Consider the following 16,957-nt stretch of genomic DNA (forward strand, 5'->3'; position numbering starts at 1 on the left):
CCGTAGATCTTTCAGACCTTCGAGAGAGAATTACAGATCATGGCGAATTACACCGCCGCCGACGTCAAGAAGCTCCGTGAGCTCACCGGCGCCGGCATGATGGACTGCAAGAAGGCACTGGACGAGGCCGACGGCAACGTCGACAGCGCCGTCGAGTTCCTCCGAGTCAAGGGTCAGAAGGGCGTCGCCAAGCGCGAGGGCCGTTCTGCCGAGAACGGCGCGGTCGTCTCCCTCATCTCCGAGGACAAGACCTCCGGCGTTCTGCTTGAGCTGAAGTGCGAGACGGACTTCGTCGCCAAGGGTGACAAGTTCCAGAACGTGGCCAACGCCCTCGCCGCGCATGTCGCCGCGACCTCCCCGGCCGACCTGGAGGCGCTCCTCGCCTCCGAGATCGAGGCCGGCAAGACCGTTCAGGCGTATGTGGACGAGGCGAACGCCAACCTGGGCGAGAAGATCGTCCTGGACCGCTTCGCGCAGTTCACCGGCGGTTATGTCGCCGCCTACATGCACCGCACCATGCCCGACCTCCCGCCGCAGGTCGGTGTGCTGGTCGAGCTGGACAAGGAAGACGCCCAGGTCGCCAAGGACGTCGCGCAGCACATCGCCGCCTTCGCCCCGAAGTACCTCAACCGCGACGAGGTCCCGGCCGAGACGGTCGAGAACGAGCGCCGTGTCGCCGAGGCGACCTCGCGCGAGGAGGGCAAGCCCGAGGCCGCCCTTCCCAAGATCGTCGAGGGGCGCGTCAACGGCTTCTTCAAGGAGGTCGTGGTCCTGGAGCAGGCGTTCGCGAAGGACAACAAGAAGTCCGTCCAGAAGGTCCTGGACGAGGCCGGTGTCAGCCTGAAGCGCTTCGCGCGCATCAAGGTCGGCATCTGAGTCCGTACGCGATCAACCGAAGACCCCGATAGGGTCTGACGCAGTCGTCCGCGTACGCGCCCGGCGACCGCAGATCTGACGAGGAGGCCATTGCCGCACTGGGAACCCGCGAGGACCCCCGGCAATGGCCTTCTTCGTATGCGCACGAGGAGATCTCCATGGAACAGGCCGACAAAGCCGACAAGAGCGACGACGGTACGAAGCACGGCCGCTTCATGCTGAAGCTGTCCGGCGAGGCGTTCGCCGGCCGGGGAGCACTCGGCGTCGACCCCGACGTCGTACACGCCATCGCCCGCGAGATCGCCGCCGTGGTGCGGGACGGCGCCCAGATCGCGGTCGTCATCGGCGGTGGCAACTTCTTCCGGGGCGCCGAACTCCAGCAGCGCGGCATGGACCGGGCACGCTCCGACTACATGGGCATGCTTGGTACGGTCATGAACTGCCTGGCCCTCCAGGACTTCCTGGAGAAGGAAGGCATCGACTCCCGCGTCCAGACCGCCATCACCATGGGCCAGGTCGCGGAGCCGTACATCCCGCTGCGCGCCGTACGGCACATGGAGAAGGGCCGCGTGGTCATCTTCGGCGCCGGTATGGGCATGCCGTACTTCTCCACCGACACCACCGCCGCGCAGCGCGCCCTGGAGATCGACGCCCAGGCGCTGCTGATGGGTAAGAACGGGGTGGACGGGGTTTACGACTCGGACCCCAAGACCAACCCCGACGCGGTCAAGTTCGACGCGCTGGAGTACAGCGAGGTGATCGCGGGCGATCTGCGTGTCGCCGACATGACGGCGATCACGCTGTGCCAGGACAACAAGCTGCCGATCCTTGTCTTCGAATTGCTGAAGGAAGGCAATATCGCGCGTGCGGTCAAGGGTGAGAAGATCGGCACGCTCGTGAGCGACCAGGGCACCCGGACCTGATCCGGGGCCGCCCCGTACGGGATGGACAGAGCCCTGCCGGTCGGACACCGTGCAGGAGTAGACGCGACGCAGGTTCCGACGGCCCGCTGCGCACACCGGGCCCACTCAAGACACGCAGGAGCAAGTGGTGATCGAAGAGACCCTCCTCGAGGCCGAGGAGAAGATGGAGAAGGCCGTCCTGGTCGCCAAAGACGACTTCGCCGCGATCCGCACAGGACGGGCGCATCCAGCGATGTTCAACAAGATCGTGGCGGACTATTACGGTGCCCTGACCCCGATCAACCAGCTCGCCTCGTTCGCCGTGCCCGAGGCGCGGATGGCCGTGGTCACCCCGTTCGACAAGAGCGCCCTGCGCAATATCGAGCAGGCGATCCGCGACTCCGACCTCGGCGTCAACCCGAGCAATGACGGCAACATCATCCGGGTGGTGTTCCCCGAGCTGACCCAGGACCGCCGCAAGGAGTTCATCAAGGTCGCCAAGACCAAGGCCGAGGACTCGAAGATCTCGATCCGGGCGGTACGCCGCAAGGCCAAGGAGACCATCGACAAGCTGGTCAAGGACGGCGAGGTCGGCGAGGACGAGGGCCGCCGCGCCGAGAAGGAGCTCGACGACACGACCGCGAAGTATGTCGCGCAGGTCGACGAGCTGCTCAAGCACAAGGAAGCCGAGCTGCTCGAGGTCTGATGAACGACTCTTCCCGGGGGGCCCCGTCAGCGGCCGGTTACTCCGGTTACACCGATTACTGGGGACCGGCCGACCACGGGGCCGCCCCGGCGGGTCCCGCGTACGACACGCTGGACACACAGCAGACTCGGCCCATGCCCATCGTGCCCGACGGACCCGCCGGCGGCGGGGACCAGGATGACGACCGGGGGGCCGCCCGGCCGGGCCGCCCCCTGTTCCGTGACGAGCCTCCACAGGAGCCCATGGGAGCACCTCAGCCACCACCCCAGAAGAAGCGGGCGGGCCGTGATCTGCGCGCGGCCATAGGCGTGGGCCTCGGCCTGGGTCTGCTCGTCGTGGTGTCGCTCTTCGTCGTCAAGGCCGTGTTCGTCGGCGTGGTCGCGGTCGCGGTGGCCGTGGGGCTGTGGGAGCTGACCTCGCGGCTGGATGAGAAGAAGGGCATCAAGGCGCCCCTGGTTCCGCTGGCCGTCGGCGGCGCCGCGATGGTCGTCGCCGGATATGTGCGCGGTGCCGAGGGCGCCTGGGTCGCGATGGCCCTGACGGCGCTCGCGGTGCTGGTCTGGCGGATGACCCAGCGGCCCGAGGGCTATCTGAAGGACGTCACCGCCGGGGTCTTCGCCGCGTTCTACGTACCGTTCCTGGCGACCTTCGTGGTCATGATGCTCAGGCCGGACGACGGGCCGTGGCGGGTGCTGATGTTCATGGTGCTGACGGTCGTCAGCGACACGGGCGCGTACGCGGTCGGCTGGCGCTTCGGTACGCACAAGCTCGCGCCGCGCATCAGCCCCGGCAAGACCAGGGAGGGACTGGCGGGAGCCGTCGTCTTCGCCATGGTGGCCGGCGCGCTCTGCATGCAGTTCCTGATCCACGACGGAATCTGGTGGCAGGGGCTGCTGCTGGGACTGGCGGTCGCGGCCAGCGCCACGCTCGGTGATCTCGGCGAGTCCATGATCAAGCGGGATCTCGGCATCAAGGACATGGGCACGCTGCTGCCCGGGCACGGCGGCATCATGGACCGGCTCGACTCCCTGCTGCCCACGGCGCCGGTGGTCTGGCTGCTGCTGGTGATCTTCGTAGGCTCGTGACGCTTCGCAGGTTCCTGCCGAGCGCGGCCCGGCCAAGGGTCTGACCAGCGGCGATACCGCACGGGGGCCCGTTGTCCACAGGACAGCGGGCCCCTGCCGCATGTCTGCGACACTGGTTCCACCATGCCTGTACCTGGAGAATTGACTTTTGTCGCGCCCCGCGGGGCCAAGAAGCCGCCGCGGCACCTCGCCGACCTCACCCCCGCCGAGCGCCGCGAGGCCGTCGCCGCGGTCGGCGAGAAGGCGTTCCGTGCCAACCAGCTTTCGCAGCACTACTTCGCGCGGTACGCACACGATCCGCAGCAGTGGACCGACATCCCGGCCGCCGCGCGTCAGAAGCTCGCCGCGGAGCTGATGCCCGAGCTGATGTCGGTGGTGCGGCACATCTCGTGCGACGACGACACCACCCGTAAGACGCTGTGGCGGCTGCATGACGGCACGCTGGTCGAGTCGGTGCTGATGCGCTATCCGGACCGGGTCACGATGTGCATCTCGTCGCAGGCCGGCTGCGGGATGAACTGTCCCTTCTGTGCCACCGGACAGGCCGGTCTCGACCGCAATCTGTCCACCGCGGAGATCGTGCACCAGATCGTCGACGGGATGCGCGCGCTGCGCGACGGCGAGGTGCCCGGCGGCCCCTCCCGGCTGTCGAACATCGTCTTCATGGGCATGGGCGAGCCGCTCGCCAACTACAACCGGGTGGTCGGCGCGATACGCCGGCTGACCGACCCCGAGCCCGACGGCCTGGGTCTGTCCCAGCGTGGGATCACGGTCTCGACGGTCGGTCTGGTGCCCGCGATGCTGCGCTTCGCCGACGAGGGGTTCAAGTGCCGCCTCGCGGTCTCCCTGCACGCGCCCGACGACGAGCTGCGCGACAGCCTCGTCCCGGTCAACACCCGCTGGAAGGTACGGGAGGTGCTGGAGGCGGCCTGGGAGTACGCGGAGAAGTCCGGCCGCCGGGTCTCCATCGAGTACGCCCTCATCCGTGACGTCAACGACCAGGCCTGGCGCGGCGACCGGCTGGGCCGGCTGCTCAAGGGCAAGCGGGTGCACGTCAATCTGATCCCGCTCAACCCGACCCCGGGATCGAAGTGGACGGCGTCACGCCCCGAGGACGAGAAGGCGTTCGTCGAGGCGATCGCGGCTCATGGCGTGCCGGTGACGGTACGGGACACCAGGGGCCAGGAGATCGACGGGGCGTGCGGGCAGTTGGCCGCCTCGGAGCGCTAGACGGCCGCGGGGTAATGTTGGTCTGAACGCATTGCATATGTTCCGACAGGGGAGCGCCACAGCGCTGAGAGTGTGGCACATGTCCGTGAGAGCGGGCAGCGGCCGCAGACCCTCTGAACCTCGCCCAGGTCATTCTGGGTAGGAAGTTCGGTCACCACTCAAGCTGTTGCGCCCTGCCCGGAGTCCGGCCGGTCCCGCCGGTCCTGACCCCGGGCAGGGCCGCGTCTTCTCCTGGACTTCCCAGGAGGAAAATCAGTGAGCACCACCATCGGCACCACCAGCGCCACTGGCACCAGTAGCGCAGCCAGTAACAGAGGTACGGCCGCCCGCGGCAGGACGGCCGTCGCCGTGCTTGCCACCGCGCTCGGCGTCTCGGTCCTCGCCGCCTGCGGCGGATCCGACGGCTCTGCGCCGTCCGGCGGCAGCGGCGGCACGGAGTCAAAGACCGTCACCCTCGTCAGCCATGACTCGTTCAACGCCTCGCCCGCCGTGCTCAAGGAGTTCACCCGGCGGACCGGCTACACGGTCAAGGTCCTGAAGAGCGGCGACGCGGGCGAGGCACTCAACAAGGAGATCCTGACCAAGGGTTCGCCCCAGGGCGATGTCTTCTTCGGCGTCGACAACACCCTGCTCTCCCGCGCCCTCGACAACGGCCTGTTCACTCCGTACAAGGCCAAGGGCCTGGACCGCGTCGACACAGCCGCACAGCTCGACCGCGATCAGAACCGGGTCACACCCATCGATACCGGAGACATCTGCGTCAACTACGACAAGAAGTACTTCGCGGACAAGAAGCTCGCGCCGCCCCAGTCGTTCGACGATCTGGTCAAGCCGCAGTACAAGAACCTGCTCGTGACCGAGAACGCCGCGACCTCCTCGCCCGGCCTCGGTTTCCTCCTCGGCACGGCCGCGCAGTACGGCGACAACGGCTGGCAGGACTACTGGAAGAAGCTCAAGGCCAACGGCGTCCAGGTCGTCGACAGTTGGGAACTGGCCTACAACGAGAACTTCTCGGGCTCGGCCGGCGGTAAGAAGGCCAAGGCCGACCGCCCGCTCGTCGTCTCGTACGCCTCCAGTCCTCCCGTAGAGGTCCTGTACGCCGAGCCGCAGCCGCAGCAGGCGCCCACCGGAGTCGCCACCGGCACCTGCTTCCGGCAGACCGAGTTCGCCGGGCTGCTCACGGGCGCGAAGAACGAGGCGGGCGGCAAGGCCCTGGTGGACTTCCTGATCAGCGACACCTTCCAGGCGGACATGCCGCTGAACATGTTCGTCAACCCGGTCGTCAAGAGCGTGAAGCTGCCCGAGCTGTTCACGAAGTTCGGCGCGACGGTCCCCGAGCCCGGGACCGTGGCACCCGACAAGATCGCCGCCAACCGTGAGCAGTGGATCCAGTCGTGGACCTCACTCGTGGTGAAGTAGCCGGCGAAGCGGCGAGCCGGGCCCGGCCGGCCCGCCCCGGCCCGAAGGGAACCCGCCCCACCTCCAAGAGAGAGCGGGCCGGCCGCGCGCATGCCGTCCGGCTCGCCCTCATGGCCGTACCCGTGGCGTTCTTCGCGGTCTTCTTCGCCTATCCCGTGACCGCGATCGTCGGCCGCGGTCTCAAGGCCGACGGCACCTGGCAGTTCGGCCGCGTCGGTGAGGTGCTGAGCCGTCCCGACATCCTCGGTGTCCTCTGGTTCACCACCTGGCAGGCGCTGGCGTCCACCGCGGTCACCCTGCTGATCGCCCTGCCCGGCGCTTATGTCTTCGCGCGCTTCGACTTCCCCGGCAGGCATGTGCTGCGCGCGGTGGTCACCATCCCCTTCGTCCTGCCGACCGTCGTCGTCGGTACGGCCTTCCTGGCGCTGCTCGGGCGCGGCGGACTGCTCGACGAACTGTGGGGCATACGACTCGACACCACCGTCTGGGCGATCCTTCTCGCGCATGTCTTCTTCAACTACGCGGTGGTCGTACGGACCGTGGGCGGTCTGTGGTCACAGCTCGACCCGCGCCAGGAGGAGGCCGCGCGGGTGCTCGGCGCGGGACGGTTTGCCGCCTGGTGGCGGGTGACGCTGCCGGCCCTCGCGCCCGCCGTGGCGGCGGCGGCCCTGATGGTCTTCCTCTTCACCTTCACCTCCTTCGGCGTCGTACAGATCCTGGGCGGCCCGGCCTACTCCACGCTGGAGGTGGAGATCTACCGGCAGACCGCGCAGTTGCTCGATCTGCCCACCGCCGCCGTGCTCACCCTCGTCCAGTTCGCGGCGGTCGCGGCGGTGCTGGCGGTGCACGCCAGGACCGTACGGAGGCGGGAAGGCGCGCTGAGACTCGTCGATCCCGCGCGGACGGCGCGCAGGCCGCGCGGGACCGGGCAGTGGGCGCTGCTCGGCGGGGTCCTCGCCACCGTTCTGGTGCTGATCCTGCTGCCGCTCGCTGTGCTCGTCGAGCGCTCGCTCGACGCGCCGGGAGGGTATGGCCTCGGCTTCTACCGGGCGCTCGGCTCGCTCGACGCGAGCGGCGGAACGTTCCTCGTACCGCCGCTGGAAGCCGTCTGGAACTCGCTGCGGTACGCGCTGGCCGCGACGGGCGTCGCCCTGGTGGTGGGCGGACTCGCCGCCGCCGCGCTGACCCGCCGCGCGGGCCGGCTCGTCCGGGGCTTCGACGCGCTGCTGATGCTCCCGCTCGGGGTCTCGGCCGTCACCGTCGGCTTCGGTTTTCTGATCACGCTCGACAAACCGCCGCTGGATCTGCGGACCTCCTGGATCCTGGTGCCGCTCGCCCAGGCGCTGGTGGGCGTGCCCTTCGTCGTGCGGACCATGCTGCCGGTGCTGCGCGCGGTGGACGGACGGCTGCGCGAGGCGGCGGCGGTCCTCGGCGCGTCCCCGCTCCGCGTCTGGCGCGAGGTCGATCTGCCGCTCGTACGGCGGGCGTTGCTGGTCGCGGCCGGTTTCGCGTTCGCCGTCTCACTGGGCGAGTTCGGGGCGACGGTGTTCATCGCACGCCCCGACCGGCCAACGCTGCCGGTGGCCGTGGCCCGGCTGCTGGGACGGCCCGGCGAACTCAACTACGGGCAGGCCATGGCCCTGTCCACCGTACTGATGCTGGTGTGCGCGGTATCGCTGCTGGCGCTGGAACGTATCCGTACCGACCGCTCCGGGGAGTTCTGATGGCCCTGCTGACCCTCTCGGACGTCACCGTTCGGTTCGGTGCCCGTACCGCCCTCGACGCCGTGGACCTGGAGATCGCCGAGCACGAGACGGTCTGTGTGCTGGGGCCGAGCGGGAGCGGCAAGTCGACACTGCTGCGGGTGGTGGCCGGGCTGACCGCGCCGGACGGCGGGCGGGTGCTGCTGGACGGCGCCGACCGGACGGGGGTGCCGACGCACCGGCGGGGGGTCGGGCTGATGTTCCAGGACCACCAGCTCTTCCCACAGCGCGATGTGGCGGGCAATGTCGCCTTCGGACTGCGGATGCGAGGGGTACCGCGCGGCGAACAGGCGGGCCGGGTCGAGGAACTGCTCGAACTCGTAGGGCTGCCGGGCGCCGGGCGGCGGGCCGTCGCCGCGCTCTCCGGCGGTGAGCAGCAGCGGGTCGCGCTGGCGCGGGCACTGGCCCCCCGGCCCCGGCTGCTGATGCTGGACGAGCCGCTCGGGCAGCTCGACCGGAGTCTGCGCGAGCGGCTGGTGGTCGAACTGCGCGGTCTCTTCGGACGGTTGGGTACGACCGTGCTCGCCGTCACCCATGACCAAGGGGAGGCGTTCGCGCTCGCCGACCGGGTCGTGGTGATGCGGGACGGACGCGTCGCCCAGACGGGCACCCCGGTGGAGGTCTGGCAGCGCCCCGCCTCGGCGTTCGTGGCACGCTTCCTAGGTTTCGACAATGTCGTGGACGCGACGGTGAGCGGCGGCGCGGCCGACACGGTCTGGGGACGGATCCCGGTGCCGGACGGATCGGCCCAGGGTGAGCGGTCGGTGCTGGTACGGCCCGCCGGGGTACGGCTGGTCGACCCGGCGGGCGCGCTGCGCTGCACGGTGGAGGCCCGTACGTTCCGGGGCAGCCGGGTCGCGGTGCTGCTGCGCCCCGACGGACCCTCGGGCGGACCGGTACTGGAAGCGGAGTGCGGGCTCCGGGACGCGCCGCGCGTGGGCGCGGCGGTCGGGGTGGCCTTCGCCGCGGAGGACGTGGTGGTACTGGAGGGCAGGGAGAGCGGTCTCTGAGACCGGGCGGCCCGCGGAGCAGTACCCGCGGCGACGGCAAGCGAAGGCCCCCGGACCTCAGCGGGTCCGGGGGCCGTTTTCTCAAGTGGTCTAGGCGGTCAGGGGAATCGCCGCCAGGGCCGCCACCATCCAGGTCAGCGGGGCGAAGATCGTCAGGATCGCGGTCGCCCGTACCGCCGCCGCCGTACGCAGAAGCGTGGCGGGGGCGCCGAGATGGTGCAGCGTCGTGGTGGTGGCGGCGCGGGCCTGCCGGGACTCCGCCGTGGCCGTCAGCAGCGTCGCCGCCGTACAGCCGATCACCAGGGCCGCGCCGAGGCCGGTCAGGGGCCCGAAGGGGCGTACGGCACCGGGCCCGGACAGGGAGGTCGCGGCGAACACACCCGAGATCACCGCACACAGAACGCCCAGCGGGCGGCCGATGTTACGGGCCTCGGTCATCAGGGTGCGCCCCGCCAGCAGCCGGATCGCGCCGGGCCGCAGGATCTGGACCAGCCGCCCGCAGAGATGGGTGATGCCGGGACCGGCCAGGGCGAGACCGATGGCGGTCAGCGACCAGCCCGCCAGCACACCGGCCGAGCTGCCGTCGAACTGACCGGGCAGCGGCGGCGCGGACCCGCCCCCGCTCCTGCTCGCGTACGTCTCGACCGCCAGGCCCGCCGCGGTGAGCGCCACCCCCCAGGGCAGCCCGGACGGGGTGTGCACCGGAGGCGGCACGTTCTCGGCCGGCCGGGCGGCCCTGCGGGTGTGATGCCGCATCGCCATGCCGGTCGCGGCCGTCGCGAAGGTCGGCACCAGCGCCAGCAACGTCAGCATCGCGGCCAGCGGGAGCGACTGGCCCCTGGCGAGCAGCTCGGCGCCCTGGCCGCCGAGGGGCGAACCGGTCGGATCACTGCGGAGATGGAGGAAGAGCAGCAGCGCCAGCGCGCTGCCGAACGCACAGGAGACCGCGGTCGAGGTGGCCGCCAGGGTGGTCAGCCGGGCCGGGCCGAGGCCCACCGCCGACAGTCCGGTGCGCGGCCGGGTGCCCGGTTCCGTACGGGCCACCGCCACCGCGAACTGGACCGTCGCCGCCAGCGGGATCAGACACCAGAGCAGGCGGGCCGCGGAGCCGGCCGGATGGCCCATGGCCCAGCCCAGCGTGCACAGCAGCAGAAAACCGACCCCGGCGGACGCCGCCACGACCAGCAGCCGGCGCACCAGGACCAGAGGACGGGCGCCACGGCCTAGACGGAGAGCGAGCACGCGGCCTGGCCTTCCGCTTCGGTCGGTCCCAGCGAGCTGATCCGACGGCCGTCCAGCAGGGAGACCGTACGGTCGGCGAGCGCCGCGACCTCCTCGTCCAGGGTGGCGAGGACGACGGTGATGCTGTGCGAGCGGGCGGCGGTGGTCAGCGTACGGATCACCTGCGCCCGGTCGGTACGGTGCAGCGGTGCGGTCGGCTCGTCGGCGAAGAGCACCGAGGGCGTGGTGACCAGGGCGCGCGCCACCGCGATCCGCTGCCGCTGGGCCTGGAGCAGGGCGTACGGACGCTTGCGCGCGCACTGCCCGATGTCGAGCCGGTCCAGCCACTCCAGCGCGGTGACCTTGGCGACCCGGTGCGAGGCGCCGCGCAGCAGCAGCGGCAGCGCCGCGTTCTCCCAGGCGGTCAGCTCGGGCACGAGGGCGGGCTCGGGGTCGATCCAGCTGAACCGGTCCCTGCGCAGCCGCTCGCGCAGCACCGCGCTCATGGTGTGGACCGGTGAGTCGTTGAACCAGACCTCGCCCTCCTGCGGGACCAACTGACCCGACAGACAGCGCAGAAGAGTCGTTTTGCCGCTGCCGCGCGGGCCGCACACGGCAAGGATCTCGCCCTCGCGCACGCCGAGCGAAACACCGTCGAGCGCGGGCGATCCGTTGTGGGAGTAGGTCAGGGAACGCGCCCAGAGCACGTCGTTGTCCGGCGGGGCCACCATGGCGTACACCTCGGTTCTGGTCGGACTTACCTCCGCCGTCCGGGTGAACGAAGGCGGCGACGATCGGTCACAGGGCACGCTAGGTATTCGGAACCGGGGGATCGGACAGCACACGGCCCGGGTGCCGCCCTTCTCACTCGAAAGGGCGCACCCGGGCCGTCATGCGGGTGGTGTGACGATTCTTCAGCACCGGTCGCGGGCGGTCGCCCGGTCACGCAGGGCCGGGCGTCAGGCCGGGCGTCAGAGCTTGGTCCATGCCTCCGTCAGCACCGACCGCAAGATTCCCTCGATCTCGTCGAAGACCGACTGGTCCGACACCAGCGGCGGCGCGAGCTGGACGACCGGGTCGCCGCGGTCGTCCGCGCGGCAGTAGAGCCCGTTCTCGTACAGCTCCTTGGAGAGGAACCCGTACAGCACGCGCTCGGTCTCCTCGTCCGTGAAGGTCTCCTTGGTCGCCTTGTCCTTCACCAGCTCGATGCCGTAGAAGAAGCCGTTGCCGCGGACATCGCCGACGATCGGCAGGTCGAGCAGCTTCTCAAGGGTGCCGAAGAACGCGCCCTCGTTGTCGAGGACATGCTGGTTCAGGCCCTCGCGCTCGAAGATGTCGAGGTTGGCGAGGCCGACGGCCGCGGAGACCGGGTGGCCGCCGAAGGTGTAGCCGTGCAGGAAGGTGTTGTCGCCCCGGTAGAACGGCTCGGCCAGCCGGTCGGAGACGATACAGGCGCCGATCGGTGAGTAGCCCGAGGTCATGCCCTTGGCGCAGGTGATCATGTCCGGTACGTAACCGAACTTGTCGCACGCGAACATCGTGCCGAGGCGGCCGAACGCGCAGATCACCTCGTCGGAGACGAGCAGCACGTCGTACTGGTCGCAGATCTCGCGGACCCGCCGGAAGTAGCCGGGCGGCGGCGGGAAGCAGCCGCCCGCGTTCTGCACGGGCTCCAGGAAGACCGCCGCGACCGTCTCGGGGCCCTCGAAGAGGATCTGCTGCTCGATCTGGTCGGCGGCCCAGCGGCCGAAGGCCTCGGGGTCGTCGCCATGGATCGGCGCCCGGTAGATATTGGTGTTCGGGACCTTGTGCGCGCCCGGGACCAGCGGCTCGAACGGCGCCTTCAGCGCGGGGAGTCCGGTGATGGACAGGGCTCCCTGGGGGGTGCCGTGGTAGGCGACGGCGCGTGAGATGACCTTGTACTTGGTGGGCTTGCCGGTCAGCTTGAAGTACTGCTTCGCGAGCTTCCAGGCGGTCTCGACCGCCTCGCCGCCGCCGGTGGTGAAGAAGACCTTGTTGAGGTCGCCGGGCGCGTAGTGGGCCAGCCGCTCGGCCAGCTCGACGGCCTTGGGGTGGGCGTAGGACCACACCGGGAAGTACGCCAGCTCCTGCCCCTGCTTGTAGGCGGTCTCGGCCAGCTCGTGGCGGCCGTGCCCGGCGTTCACCACGAACAGCCCGGAGAGGCCGTCGAGGTAGCGCTTGCCCTTGTCGTCGTAGATGTAGGTGCCCTCGCCACGCACGATGGTGGGCACGGGCGCGTTCTCGTAGGACGACATGCGGGTGAAATGCATCCACAGGTGGTCGTACGCGGTCTTGGAGAGGTCCTTGCTCACGGCTATCGGGTTCCCCACATATAGGTCTGCTTCTTCAGCTTCAGATAGACGAAACTCTCGGTGGAGCGCACGCCGGGGAGCGCGCGGATCCTCTTGTTGATGACATCCAGCAGATGGTCGTCGTCCTCGCAGACGATCTCCACCATCAGATCGAACGAGCCCGCGGTCATCACCACGTACTCGCACTCGTCCATGGCCGCCAGGGCGTCCGCGACCGACTCCGTGTCGCCCTCGACATTGATGCCGACCATGGCCTGCCGCCGGAATCCCACGGTGAGCGGGTCGGTGACGGCGACGATCTGCATCACGCCCTGGTCGAGCAGCTTCTGGACGCGCTGGCGCACGGCCGCCTCGGAGAGGCCGACGGCCTTGCCGATCGCGGCGTACGGGCGCCGCCCGTCCTCCTGGAGCTGTTCGATGATGGCGAGGGAGACGGCGTCGATCGAGGACGACGAGCCGTTTCCGCCCCGGGAACCGGGGCCCGGGTCTGTTCTGGAGTCTGCGCTACGACTGGCCACGAGCCTCACTGTGCACTGCGACTCGTCCGTCCCGCAACCCTCTATCGATGATATTCGTTGTTGAAGGGCCGCAATATCACCGAATCCGAAGTTCCCGGGGCGTCGGCCTGTCGAAAGCGTCGGCCGAAGGATTAGGGTGGAACTGTCTCACCCATCGGACATCCGACCAGAAGGAGGGGTGGCAGTGACCACCGAGCTGCGCCGGCTGCGTAACTACATCAACGGGGAGTTCCGGGACGCCGCCGACGGACGGACCATCGAGGTGGTCAACCCGGCGACGGGCGAGGCGTACGCCACGTCCCCGCTCTCCGGGCAGGCCGATGTCGACGCCGCCATGGAGGCCGCGGCGGCCGCCTTCCCCGGCTGGCGCGACACCACCCCGGCCGAGCGCCAGCGGGTGCTGCTCAGGATCGCGGACGCGGTCGAGGAGCGGGCGGAGGAGCTGATCGCGGCCGAGTCGGAGAACACCGGCAAGCCGCTGGAGCTGACCCGTACGGAAGAGATCCCGCCGATGGTGGACCAGATCCGCTTCTTCGCGGGCGCCGCACGGCTGCTCGAAGGCCGCTCGGCCGGCGAGTACATGGAGGGCTTCACCTCGATGGTCCGCCGTGAGCCGGTCGGTGTCTGCGCGCAGGTCGCACCGTGGAACTACCCGATGATGATGGCCGTGTGGAAGTTCGCTCCGGCGCTCGCCGCGGGCAACACCGTCGTACTGAAGCCGTCGGACACCACCCCCGCCTCGACCGTGCTGCTGGCGGAGATCATCGGGGCGATCGTGCCCAAGGGCGTCTTCAACGTGCTGTGCGGCGACCGCGACAGCGGCCGGACGATGGTCGAGCACCCGATTCCGGCGATGGTCTCCATCACCGGTTCCGTACGGGCCGGGGCGCAGGTCGCCGAGTCGGCGGCCAAGGACGTCAAGCGGGTCCATCTGGAGCTGGGCGGCAAGGCGCCGGTCGTGGTGTTCGAGGACACCGACATCGCCAAGTCCGTCGAGGACATCGCGGTGGCGGGCTACTTCAACGCGGGCCAGGACTGTACGGCCGCCACCCGCGTCCTCGTCCACGAGTCGATCCACGACGAGTTCGTGGCGGCGCTCGCGAAGGCCGCGTCCGAGACCAGGACCGGTGCCGCGGACGACGAGGACGTGCTGTACGGGCCGCTCAACAACGCCAACCAGCTCAAGCAGGTCGCCGGCTTCATCGAGCGGCTGCCCGCGCACGCCAAGGTCCAGGCGGGCGGCCACCAGGTCGGCGACAAGGGCTACTTCTACGCGCCGACCGTCGTCTCCGGTCTCAAGCAGGACGACGAGATCATCCAGAACGAGGTCTTCGGCCCGGTCATCACCGTGCAGTCCTTCACGGACGAGGCGCAGGCGCTGGAGTACGCGAACGGCGTCGAGTACGCGCTCGCCTCCTCGGTGTGGACGAAGGACCACGCGCGGGCGATGCGGATGTCTAAGGCGCTGGACTTCGGGTGTGTGTGGATCAACGCCCACATTCCGCTGGTCGCGGAGATGCCGCACGGCGGGTTCAAGAAGTCCGGCTACGGCAAGGACCTGTCGGCGTACGGCTTCGAGGACTACACGCGCGTCAAGCATGTGATGACCTCGCTCGACGCCTGAGCGCTGTCTTCAAAGCCGGTACGCGGGGCGGGAAGCCCGCTCGCGGGGCGGGCGGTGGACCTCATGTCCGCCGCCCGCCCCGCACGCCGTTGGGCGTCAGGGCTCTTCCTGCGCCGTCCGTACGGGATCCCGGTGGGCCGGGGCGGCCAGCAGGGCGGCCAGCACATCGATGCGGTTGGTGGTGATCGCGTCGACGCCCCGGGCGATCAGCCTGCGCATGGTGCGCCGGGTGTCGGCGGTCCAGGCCGAGACGAGCAGTCCGTCCCGGTGGTTGCGGTCGGCGAGTGCGCGGCTGACCAGTCCGAAGTGGTAGTTGAGCCAGCGCGGCCGCACCGCCGCGAGCAGCGTGGGGCGGGGCGGCGCGAGCGTCGTCCAGGTCAGCGCGATCTCGGCGTCCGGGTCGGCGGCGCGGACGGCGAGCATCGTGCGCGGGCCCGCGCAGTAGTACACCCGGTCTTTGGCCCCGCCCTCGCGCACCTCGGCGACGACCGTCCGTACCGACCTCTCCGTGGCGCCCGGCAGATCTATCAGGAGGCGGGCGCCGTCCGTCGCCGCGAGCGCGTCCCGCAGCGCCGGAACCGCGCCGCCGGTCAGCCCGTCCAGCTCCTGGTGGGTCAGCTCGGCGAGGCGCCGGTCGTGCTCCCAGAGCCGCCTCAGCGTGGAGTCGTGCAGCAGTACGGGCACACCGTCCCGGGTGAGCCGGACGTCGATCTCGACCGCGTCCGCCCCCCGCTCCAGCGCGGAGCGCACCGACGCGAGGGTGTTCTCACGGAACCGGTAGGGATCGCCGCGGTGGCCCACGGCGGTCACCGTACGCACGGGTCCCGCGCGGTCACCGGACATCATCGCCGCCGCTACCGGGCGAGCCATTTGGCGGTGTACGTGTCGATCTCCGTGGCGAGCCGCACCTTGCTCCCCGGGTCCAGGAAGGACGCCTCGACACCGTTCTTCGCGAGATCGGCCAGCCCCCGCTCGTCCAGGCCGAGCAGCCGGGCCGCGACCGCGTACTCCTGGTTGAGGTCGGTGCCGAACATCGGCGGATCGTCGCTGTTGACCGTGACCAGCACACCGGCCGAGACCATCGCCCTGATCGGGTGCTCGTCGAGATCGGCGACCGCGCGGGTGGCGATGTTGGAGGTCGGGCACACCTCCAGCGGGATGCGGTGCTGGGCGAGATGCGCGAGCAGCTCCGGGTCCTGGACGGCGCTGGTGGCATGGCCGATGCGCTCGGCGCCCAGCTCGCGCAGCGCGTCCCAGACCGTCTCGGGACCGGTCGTCTCACCGGCGTGCGGCACGGAGTGCAGCCCGGCGGCGATGGCGCGGTCGAAATAGGGCTTGAACTGCGGCCGGGGCACACCGATCTCGGGGCCGCCGAGACCGAAGGCGATCAGGCCCTCGGGGCGCAGCTCGACCGCGAGGCGGGTGGTCTCCTCGGCCGCTGCGAGCCCGGCCTCGCCGGGGATGTCGAAGCACCAGCGCAATATGACGCCCAACTCGGACTCGGCGGCCTTCCTGGCGTCCTCGATGGCCTCCATGAAGGCCTGCTCGGGGATGTTGCGGCTGGTCGAGCTGTACGGCGTGATCGTCAGCTCGGCGTAGCGGATGTTCTGCCGGGCCATGTCACGGGCGACCTCGAAGGTCAGCAGCCGGACGTCCTCGGGCGTGCGCAGCAGATCGACGACGGAGAGATAGACGTCGATGAAGTGTGCGAAGTCGGTGAAGGTGAAGTACTCGGCGAGCGCCTCCGGATCGGCCGGGACCTTGGAGTCCGGGTGCCGCGCGGCCAGTTCGGCCACGATGCGTGGCGAGGCGGAGCCGACATGGTGGACATGCAGCTCGGCCTTGGGCAGCCCCGCGATGAAGGGGCGCAGATCGGTCATCGGGTCCTCCGCTTGGTGGGGCTGGTGCCCGCGGTACGGCGTCCGGCCGGGGTCTCGGCCCAGCACCGCTCGGGTCAGGGATCATCGTAGGCCGGGCCGGTTCCGCGTCCAGCGGAGGCCGTAGCATGACGGAATCACGATGGGGGAGGCCCATGTCAGACAAGAGCGAGCAGCCGTCGGGCGGCTACGAGCCGAGTGATCCCTGGGCTCCGCCGGAGCACAAGGCGCCGCAGAACGACCCCGTGGCGTGGCCGGAACCGCAGCCGCCGGCCACCGGATCGGTGCACGACCAGCAGACGGTCGCCGGGATACCCGGCTCCGGGCCCGAGCCCGGCGCCGTACCGCCGCCGCCGGTCGCGCCCGGCGGACCGGCCCAGCCCGCCCCGGGGC

Annotated in this window: 15 protein-coding genes and 1 pseudogene; 10 read left to right on the forward strand and 6 right to left on the reverse strand. The window is 70.0% G+C overall.

The annotated features are described in order from the left end of the window. The first annotated feature begins 39 nt into the window (after nucleotides 1-39). The 8 genes from tsf (at nucleotide 40) to WH07_RS12860 (ending at nucleotide 8,991) form a co-directional block, all read left to right on the forward strand. Nucleotides 40-876, forward strand: coding sequence for a translation elongation factor Ts (tsf, locus tag WH07_RS12825; RefSeq protein WP_046499666.1), 837 nt, complete (start codon nucleotides 40-42; stop codon nucleotides 874-876). A 158-nt stretch (nucleotides 877-1,034) separates the two neighbouring features. Beyond that, nucleotides 1,035-1,799, forward strand: coding sequence for a UMP kinase (gene pyrH / locus WH07_RS12830; protein ID WP_046499667.1), 765 nt, complete (start codon nucleotides 1,035-1,037; stop codon nucleotides 1,797-1,799). A gap of 127 nt (nucleotides 1,800-1,926) precedes the next feature. Next, nucleotides 1,927-2,484 carry a ribosome recycling factor gene (frr, locus tag WH07_RS12835; RefSeq protein ID WP_046499668.1) on the forward strand — a complete coding sequence of 186 codons (558 nt, stop codon included), beginning with the start codon at nucleotides 1,927-1,929 and terminating at the stop codon, nucleotides 2,482-2,484. Further along, a complete protein-coding gene (locus WH07_RS12840; RefSeq protein ID WP_046499670.1) occupies nucleotides 2,484-3,569 on the forward strand; it encodes a phosphatidate cytidylyltransferase in 1,086 nt (361 codons plus the stop codon). The genes frr and WH07_RS12840 overlap by 1 nt, the downstream gene beginning before the upstream one ends. A gap of 123 nt (nucleotides 3,570-3,692) precedes the next feature. Further along, complete coding sequence (rlmN, locus tag WH07_RS12845) at nucleotides 3,693-4,799, forward strand: 23S rRNA (adenine(2503)-C(2))-methyltransferase RlmN (RefSeq protein WP_046499672.1); 1,107 nt, start codon at nucleotides 3,693-3,695, stop codon at nucleotides 4,797-4,799. 348 nt (nucleotides 4,800-5,147) lie between these two features. Further along, nucleotides 5,148-6,218 carry a thiamine ABC transporter substrate-binding protein gene (locus tag WH07_RS12850; protein ID WP_046499674.1) on the forward strand — a complete coding sequence of 357 codons (1,071 nt, stop codon included), beginning with the start codon at nucleotides 5,148-5,150 and terminating at the stop codon, nucleotides 6,216-6,218. A gap of 110 nt (nucleotides 6,219-6,328) precedes the next feature. Next, nucleotides 6,329-7,942: an ABC transporter permease gene (locus tag WH07_RS12855; RefSeq protein ID WP_046499676.1), complete on the forward strand. Its 1,614-nt coding sequence runs from the start codon at nucleotides 6,329-6,331 to the stop codon at nucleotides 7,940-7,942. Next, nucleotides 7,942-8,991: an ABC transporter ATP-binding protein gene (locus WH07_RS12860; protein ID WP_046499678.1), complete on the forward strand. Its 1,050-nt coding sequence runs from the start codon at nucleotides 7,942-7,944 to the stop codon at nucleotides 8,989-8,991. The genes WH07_RS12855 and WH07_RS12860 overlap by 1 nt, the downstream gene beginning before the upstream one ends. A 90-nt stretch (nucleotides 8,992-9,081) precedes the next feature. Here WH07_RS12860 and WH07_RS12865 read toward each other — a convergent pair whose 3' ends face one another. From WH07_RS12865 to WH07_RS12880, 4 genes are all read right to left on the reverse strand, one after another. Next, nucleotides 9,082-10,233, reverse strand: coding sequence for a hypothetical protein (locus tag WH07_RS12865; protein ID WP_046499680.1), 1,152 nt, complete (start codon nucleotides 10,231-10,233; stop codon nucleotides 9,082-9,084). Continuing rightward, complete coding sequence (locus tag WH07_RS12870; RefSeq protein ID WP_046499701.1) at nucleotides 10,215-10,943, reverse strand: ABC transporter ATP-binding protein; 729 nt, start codon at nucleotides 10,941-10,943, stop codon at nucleotides 10,215-10,217. The genes WH07_RS12865 and WH07_RS12870 overlap by 19 nt, the downstream gene beginning before the upstream one ends. Nucleotides 10,944-11,183: 240 nt before the next feature. Then, on the reverse strand, nucleotides 11,184-12,563 hold the full coding sequence (locus WH07_RS12875) for an aspartate aminotransferase family protein (protein ID WP_198533794.1): 1,380 nt from the start codon (nucleotides 12,561-12,563) through the stop codon (nucleotides 11,184-11,186). After that, nucleotides 12,548-13,063, reverse strand: a complete 516-nt coding sequence (locus WH07_RS12880; protein WP_046499681.1) for an Lrp/AsnC family transcriptional regulator — start codon at nucleotides 13,061-13,063, stop codon at nucleotides 12,548-12,550. The genes WH07_RS12875 and WH07_RS12880 overlap by 16 nt, the downstream gene beginning before the upstream one ends. Before the next feature lie 184 nt (nucleotides 13,064-13,247). On the opposite strand from WH07_RS12880, the gene WH07_RS12885 reads away from it, so the two are divergent. Continuing rightward, complete coding sequence (locus WH07_RS12885) at nucleotides 13,248-14,687, forward strand: gamma-aminobutyraldehyde dehydrogenase (protein ID WP_046499683.1); 1,440 nt, start codon at nucleotides 13,248-13,250, stop codon at nucleotides 14,685-14,687. A 96-nt stretch (nucleotides 14,688-14,783) separates the two neighbouring features. On the opposite strand, the gene WH07_RS12890 is transcribed toward WH07_RS12885, so the two are convergent. Then, nucleotides 14,784-15,557: a glycerophosphodiester phosphodiesterase gene (locus WH07_RS12890; protein ID WP_079023180.1), complete on the reverse strand. Its 774-nt coding sequence runs from the start codon at nucleotides 15,555-15,557 to the stop codon at nucleotides 14,784-14,786. Then, nucleotides 15,542-16,567 (reverse strand): adenosine deaminase, encoded by a 1,026-nt coding sequence (locus tag WH07_RS12895; RefSeq protein ID WP_046499686.1) that lies wholly within the window; start codon nucleotides 16,565-16,567, stop codon nucleotides 15,542-15,544. Before WH07_RS12895 ends, WH07_RS12890 begins: the two co-directional genes overlap by 16 nt. Before the next feature lie 152 nt (nucleotides 16,568-16,719). Between WH07_RS12895 and WH07_RS12900 the strand changes: the two are divergent. Continuing rightward, nucleotides 16,720-16,957 (forward strand): annotated as a pseudogene (locus WH07_RS12900) (DUF4190 domain-containing protein); the annotation flags it as partial.

Origin of the sequence: Streptomyces odonnellii (genome assembly GCF_000981895.1) — a bacterium.
In the GTDB taxonomy this organism is placed as follows: Bacteria; Actinomycetota; Actinomycetes; order Streptomycetales; family Streptomycetaceae; genus Streptomyces; species Streptomyces odonnellii.

What these genes read in the sequence shown, in the direction of transcription:
- WH07_RS12855 (WP_046499676.1), top strand. Translation starts at nt 6,329, where the DNA reads ATGGCCGTACCCGTGGCGTTCTTCGCGGTCTTCTTCGCCTATCCCGTG.
- WH07_RS12895 (WP_046499686.1), bottom strand. Translation starts at nt 16,567, where the DNA reads ATGACCGATCTGCGCCCCTTCATCGCGGGGCTGCCCAAGGCCGAGCTG.
- rlmN (WP_046499672.1), top strand. Translation starts at nt 3,693, where the DNA reads ATGCCTGTACCTGGAGAATTGACTTTTGTCGCGCCCCGCGGGGCCAAG.
- WH07_RS12870 (WP_046499701.1), bottom strand. Translation starts at nt 10,943, where the DNA reads ATGGTGGCCCCGCCGGACAACGACGTGCTCTGGGCGCGTTCCCTGACC.
- WH07_RS12860 (WP_046499678.1), top strand. Translation starts at nt 7,942, where the DNA reads ATGGCCCTGCTGACCCTCTCGGACGTCACCGTTCGGTTCGGTGCCCGT.
- pyrH (WP_046499667.1), top strand. Translation starts at nt 1,035, where the DNA reads ATGGAACAGGCCGACAAAGCCGACAAGAGCGACGACGGTACGAAGCAC.
- WH07_RS12890 (WP_079023180.1), bottom strand. Translation starts at nt 15,557, where the DNA reads ATGGCTCGCCCGGTAGCGGCGGCGATGATGTCCGGTGACCGCGCGGGA.
- tsf (WP_046499666.1), top strand. Translation starts at nt 40, where the DNA reads ATGGCGAATTACACCGCCGCCGACGTCAAGAAGCTCCGTGAGCTCACC.
- WH07_RS12840 (WP_046499670.1), top strand. Translation starts at nt 2,484, where the DNA reads ATGAACGACTCTTCCCGGGGGGCCCCGTCAGCGGCCGGTTACTCCGGT.